The sequence below is a fragment of the Micromonospora orduensis genome (genome assembly GCF_006228125.1).
GTDB classification, from domain to species: Bacteria; Actinomycetota; Actinomycetes; order Mycobacteriales; family Micromonosporaceae; genus Micromonospora; species Micromonospora orduensis.
Genome location: NZ_VDFY01000310.1, coordinates 1 through 5,338 on the forward strand (window position 1 = coordinate 1; position 5,338 = coordinate 5,338).

The window sequence follows — 5,338 nt, forward strand, 5'->3', positions numbered from 1 at the left end:
GGCCACGGGCGGGGATCATCCGGGGTTAACCGAGCATTGTGGAGGCGTTGTGCCGCCAAGGGGTGTCGCCGTCGACCGCCAGCGGTGAGACTGGGTCCGATCCGACAATCATGCGGATCGATGGATTGGATGGTCTGGAGGCAACCTGTGTCCACCCTCGTGTCCCCGCTGGCCACGCTCGGCGCGATCCGCCGGCGTACCACCACCCTCGCCCTGCTCCTCACCATGGTCGCCACCGCGCTGGTCGGCCCGTCCGTGGTCGCCCCACGGCTGACCGACTCAGCGTCGGCGGCGGTCTACAGCTCGTGCACCGTCAGCCGCTGCGCCGACGCCCGCACCGCCCGCTCGGGATGGTCCGCCAAGGGCTTCCCGACCAGCCGGGGCTGGTACTCCTGGAGCGGAGGGCTGTCCAACTTCGCCGGCGGCCGGTTCTACAACTACGAGGGACAACTGCCCGCCAACGCCACCTACTACGAGTACGACGTCTACCCGCGCACCCAGGGCGCGGCCCGCGACGCGTACCGGATCGTGGTGAACCGCAGCACCGGGGTCACCTGGTTCTCGCCCAACCACTACACCGACTTCTACCGGCTCTGACCTACCGGTGGCCGGCCGGTCCGGGAGGCACGTGATGATCGATGAGGACGACGGGTGGGCCGGCGCGGTGGTGCTGGCCGGGGCGGCGGCCCGGACCCGGCCCGCGCTGTTCGCCGCGATGGCCGAGGCACTGGCTCTGCCCGCCTACCTGGGGAACACCTGGGACGCCCTCGCCGACGTGCTCCGGGACCGGCTGGACGCCGGCCCGCTCACCCTGCTGGTCACCGACGCCGGCCAGCTGCTCGCCGACGAGCCCACCGATCAGTACGCCCTGCTGCTCGCCCTGCTCGACGACCTCGCCACCACCGCCCCGCACCCCCTGCGCGTCGTCCTGCGCGACGCCGCGCCCTCCTGAGCGCGCCCCGCGCGCGGACGGACCCTCACGACGGGTGACGGCGCTCGAGAGACGTGTTCCGATGAGCGCTATGACTCTGGGGTATGAATATGACTCTGAGGTATATCGCTCTCCTGAGTTACCACCGCCGCGCGGGCCGGAGGGCGACCGAGCCGGGCTGTGTGGATGCTCAGTTCCCGACAATCCGACCGGCATCTGATCGCGGTGACGGCGGTGGTGACGCTCGGGTGACGGGCGGTCGGCGATCCTCGTGCCGAGCCGGGCAGCGTGCACCGGCGCGGGCAGCGGGGAGGCCGGTGCGGTGGACTTCGTCGACGGGGTACTGGTGCGGCTGGCCGACCCGGGCACCCGTGCCGCCGTCTTCGACGACGCCTCGTTGGCCCACCTGGTCGAGGCCGCGTACGACACCGAGGCGATGCCTGTCGCGCCACCGTACGCGGCGGTCTTCGACGAGCTGACCCTCGGCTTCGCCGCCGCGCCGGTCACCCTGGCCGAGGGGGAGTGGCTGGGCTCCGGCGGCACCACCCGCACCGAGCTGCGCGTCCGCCTGCACGGCCTGGGCGGCTCGGCGCTGCGCATCGACGCGCTGTGGCGCGGCAGCCTGGTGGTGCGCACCAGCACCGCCCGGGACCGGGTCGAGGACCTCGACGTGGCGGTGCCCGCCTTCGACGTCGACCCGCAGATCATCGCCGACCTGGGTGCGCTGCCGGCCGACCCGGCGGTGCTGGAGGCCGAGCGGCGCAGCAGGCTGGCGGCGCGACTGCGGGCGGGACTGCACCAGCCCGCGGGGTTCACCGACGAGCACCTGGACCGACTGCTCGCCGGCGTCGGCGCCGCGACCGCCGGCGACCTGGTGACGCGGATGCGCGGACAGGCCGCCGGCGCCACCGTGAGACTGCGCTACGCCGTCCCGCCGGCCGCCCCACCGACCCCCCGCCCGCTGCCGTTCGCCGCCGCCGTGCTGATCCGCGACAAGGGCTTCTCCCTGGCCGACCTGCTCGTCGAGACCCGCCTGGTGCGCGCCCGCGCCGAGGAGCTGGGCCTGGACGTGCCCGCGCCGGACGACGTGCGACGGCGGCACCGGGTGGTCGCCGTCTGGGTCGTCCCGGTCGAGACGTTCGACGACGACGGCTGGCCGGGCGGCGACGCCGGCACCGACGCGCAGAAGCGGGCGGCCCGGTTCGCGCGGGCCGGCCAGTGGCTCGCCCGCAGCGGCATCGGGCTCGCCGCCGTGACGACCTGAGAACCCAGACCGCAGCAGCAACTTCGTCCGGGAGGACCCGTGGCACCGACAGCAGCATTCCCGTTCATCGAGGTCCGGATCGTGCCGCCGCCAGCCCCGCTGGCGCAACGCTCGCCGGGCGTCATCGCCGTGGTGGGCAAGGCGCCGTCCACGGCCGACGGCGGCTCGGCGCCAGCGAACACGCCGGTCCGGATCGAGACCCTGGACGACGCCGTCACCAACTTCGCCCGCCGGCAGGCCGGCAACGTGGTCCGCAACGCCCTCTACAACTCTCTCGAACTGGCGTTCCTGCAGGACCCGCGACCCGCCAAGGTGTACGGGGTCAAGGTCGCCGGCGACGACTACGCCGCCGCGCTCGGCGGCCTGGAGGCCGCCGACGACGTGACAATGGTGTCGCTGGCCAACGAGTCGACAGTCGGCAACCCGGCCGGCGCGGGTGCGCCCACCGGCCTGCACGCGCTCAAGGCGCACGTGGAGACGATGTCCGCGGCCGGCCAACGGCGGATCGGCTTCGCCATGGTCAACCCGGCGACCGACAAGAGTCCCAGCTACGTCGCCGACATCACCACCGCCGCGAATCCGCTCAAGAGCAGCACCAGCCGGATGGTGATGATCGCCGCCCGGGGCGCGGACGGGGACGCGGCCACCGCCGCGATGGCCGCCGTGGCCGGCCTCCCGGTGCACCACAGCATCGTGCTCAAGAAGATCCGTGGGGTCGCCGTTCCGGTGGCCGAGCAGTACAGCCCGGCCGAGATCAAGGGTCTCTCCGAGGCCAACCTCACGCCGATCATCGACCCGACCCTGATCACCGGGGAGAGCCTGCACTTCGCCGACGGGCGGCTGTTCACCTCCGACGCGAGCCTGCTGTACGTCGACCTGGTCCGCACCCTCGACCAGATCGAGTTTATGCTCCGCGCCGGCCTGATCGGCCTGGTCGGCGACGCACGGATCACCAAGCCGGGCATGACCCTGCTGAAGACCCAGGTGGACGGCATCCTCGGCCCGCTCAAGCGGCAGGCGGTGATCGACGACTACCGCATCGAGATCCCGGTGCTGGACATCCTCGGCATCCCCGAGGCCGCCCGTACCGCCACCGACACCTCGATCGTCACCGCCGCCCGGGCCGACCGCACCGTCGACCTGGTCGTCACCGTCACGTACGGCCCGGCCGTGAGCCGCCTGCTGGTCACGCTCGTGGCCAAGTTCTGACCCGGAGGAACCAGACCATGGAGTGGAAGACCCGCCTCGCGGTGCAGTACACCAAGGGCACCGAGACGGTGCTGATCAGCCCGATCGACTCGTTCAGCCCGTCGTTCTCGCTCAACATCGAGGCGCTGCACTCGTGCGAGGTGACCCACCTGGGCGCCATCCACGCGCCGGTGTCGATGAACTTCACGATGACCGTGAAAGCGATCGGGGACGTCGCCGGACGGCTCACCAAGCTGGCCCTGGACGGCGAACTGTTCGACATCGCGCTGCTGGAGCACACCGGCGACGACTGGGCGTTCTCGTCCTTCGTCCTGCGGGACTGCCTGATCACCAGCGCGACGCCCACCACCGCCACCATCTCCGGCGCCCCGGCGGCGACGTTCAGCGGCTTCAGCCTGGCCGCGTCGGTCGACCCGAAGACCGGCGACCCCTCGGTCCTGCCGTAACCGCCCGACGAGGAACCGGAGGTAGCAGATGGCGACCGGTGCTGGCCGCGCCGCCCGGGTCACCCGTACCGGGCTGGCCCTGGTGCACGCGGGTGAGCTGGTGCTGCCGGCCGCCGGCAGCGAGGCGGAGGCCGAGCAGGTGGCCGAGGACGACCGCGCGGTCATCGCGTACCACTTCCCGGTGGAGATCGAGGTGGTCGCGGCCGGCGGCGCCCTCGCCGCCGACGCGCTCGCCGACCTGGCGCTGGCCCGGCTCGCCGAGCACCTGGACGGGCGGTGCTGACGATGGCCATCTCGGTGCACGTGCCGGTGCGGATCCGGCTGGACGCCCGGTCGGTGACCGAGCGGCCGGCCGCCGTGACGGACGCGCTCGCCGCGGCCCTGGCCCGCGCGCTGGAACGCTCCCGCCGCGAGGTGGTCGCGCCGCGCGGCGGCTACCTGGAGGTACGCCCCGGCGCGCCGGAGTTCCGCTGGACCGGCGCGGCGGCGCAGGCGGTGTCCCCGGACGACCGGCGGGCCTTCGAGGCCCGGCTGCGCCGGCGGGTCGACGAGGTGGTCGCGGCGGCGCGACTGGACCCGGGCCTGCCCGCCGGAGTGGCCGCGCCGCTGAGCCGGCCGGCGGCCGAGGTGTTCGACCCGCAGCGGATGCGCCACCTGCTGGCCGTCTACCGGGTGCCGTCCTACGACGACGGAGGTGATGCCGCCGAGGTGCCGGTCGACGGCGACGAGACGCCCCGGGTGACCTACCAGTGGCTGCTGCGGCCGGCCAGCTACCTGGTGGGCCACCTCGCCGAGCTGGGCCGCGAGGCGGTACGCCAGCACGGCGGGCTGCCGTCGGGAACCCCGCAGGGGATCATCGCCCGGGTGATCGGCAGCGACGGGCGCCCGGTCTGGGCGGTCATGGTGAACACCACGCCGTGGTCGGTCCTCACCTTCGAGCGGTTCGGCGAGACGGTGTTCCGGGCCGCCCCGCAACCCCACTTCGAGGTGGAGGAGCGGGTGCCGAGCCCGCAGCCCGGCACTGTGCAGCGGCGGCCGGTCGCCGACCGGAGCGCCCTGGTGTCCATGGTGGACGAGGAACTCAGCGCGGACATCCGGCAACGGCTGCGGACCGCCCAGCCGCGGGGCGAGACCACAAGCGTCGACGAGTACCAGGCGCAGATCGAGCGGGCGGTCGACGCCGAGGTGAACCGGCGGGTCGACGCGATTCTCGCCTCGGTGGGCGGTGCGGTGCCGACCTGCCTCGTGGTGATCAGCATCGGCGGGGTCTCCCTGCTGCTGGTGGGCACGGAGGAGACCGACACGACGCTGCACTGGACCGGCACCGCCAACCTCCTGCCGATCAGCGTCGAGCAGCGCCCGGCGGCGCCGGACCCGAACGCGCCCCCGGGCGGCGGCACCGGCACCGGGTCCGGCACGGGAACGGGCACCGGCGCCGGGTCCGGCACCGGCACCGGCGGCGGCAGTGGGTCCGGCGCCGGCGGTCTC

7 protein-coding genes are annotated in these 5,338 nt (G+C 73.5%); all 7 read left to right on the forward strand.

All coding sequences use genetic code 11. The features are described from left to right. Nucleotides 1-225: 225 nt before the first annotated feature. A complete protein-coding gene (locus tag FHG89_RS32125) occupies nucleotides 226-597 on the forward strand; it encodes a ribonuclease domain-containing protein (protein WP_425280252.1) in 372 nt (123 codons plus the stop codon). 34 nt (nucleotides 598-631) lie between these two features. Next, the gene (locus FHG89_RS32130; protein WP_139588137.1) at nucleotides 632-952 is read left to right on the forward strand and encodes a barstar family protein; all 321 of its coding nucleotides are present in this window, start codon (nucleotides 632-634) and stop codon (nucleotides 950-952) included. Nucleotides 953-1,202: 250 nt separating this feature from the next. Further along, entirely contained in the window at nucleotides 1,203-2,195 is a 993-nt protein-coding gene (locus FHG89_RS32135; protein ID WP_167517582.1) for a hypothetical protein, read from the forward strand. A 39-nt stretch (nucleotides 2,196-2,234) separates the two neighbouring features. After that, nucleotides 2,235-3,404 carry a hypothetical protein gene (locus FHG89_RS32140; protein ID WP_139588139.1) on the forward strand — a complete coding sequence of 390 codons (1,170 nt, stop codon included), beginning with the start codon at nucleotides 2,235-2,237 and terminating at the stop codon, nucleotides 3,402-3,404. A gap of 17 nt (nucleotides 3,405-3,421) precedes the next feature. Beyond that, complete coding sequence (locus FHG89_RS32145; protein ID WP_139588140.1) at nucleotides 3,422-3,850, forward strand: hypothetical protein; 429 nt, start codon at nucleotides 3,422-3,424, stop codon at nucleotides 3,848-3,850. A 28-nt stretch (nucleotides 3,851-3,878) separates the two neighbouring features. Further along, nucleotides 3,879-4,133 (forward strand): hypothetical protein, encoded by a 255-nt coding sequence (locus FHG89_RS32150; RefSeq protein ID WP_139588141.1) that lies wholly within the window; start codon nucleotides 3,879-3,881, stop codon nucleotides 4,131-4,133. Nucleotides 4,134-4,135: 2 nt separating this feature from the next. Beyond that, the coding region (locus tag FHG89_RS32155) for a hypothetical protein (RefSeq protein WP_208761182.1) at nucleotides 4,136-5,338 on the forward strand (1,203 nt) is incomplete at its 3' end.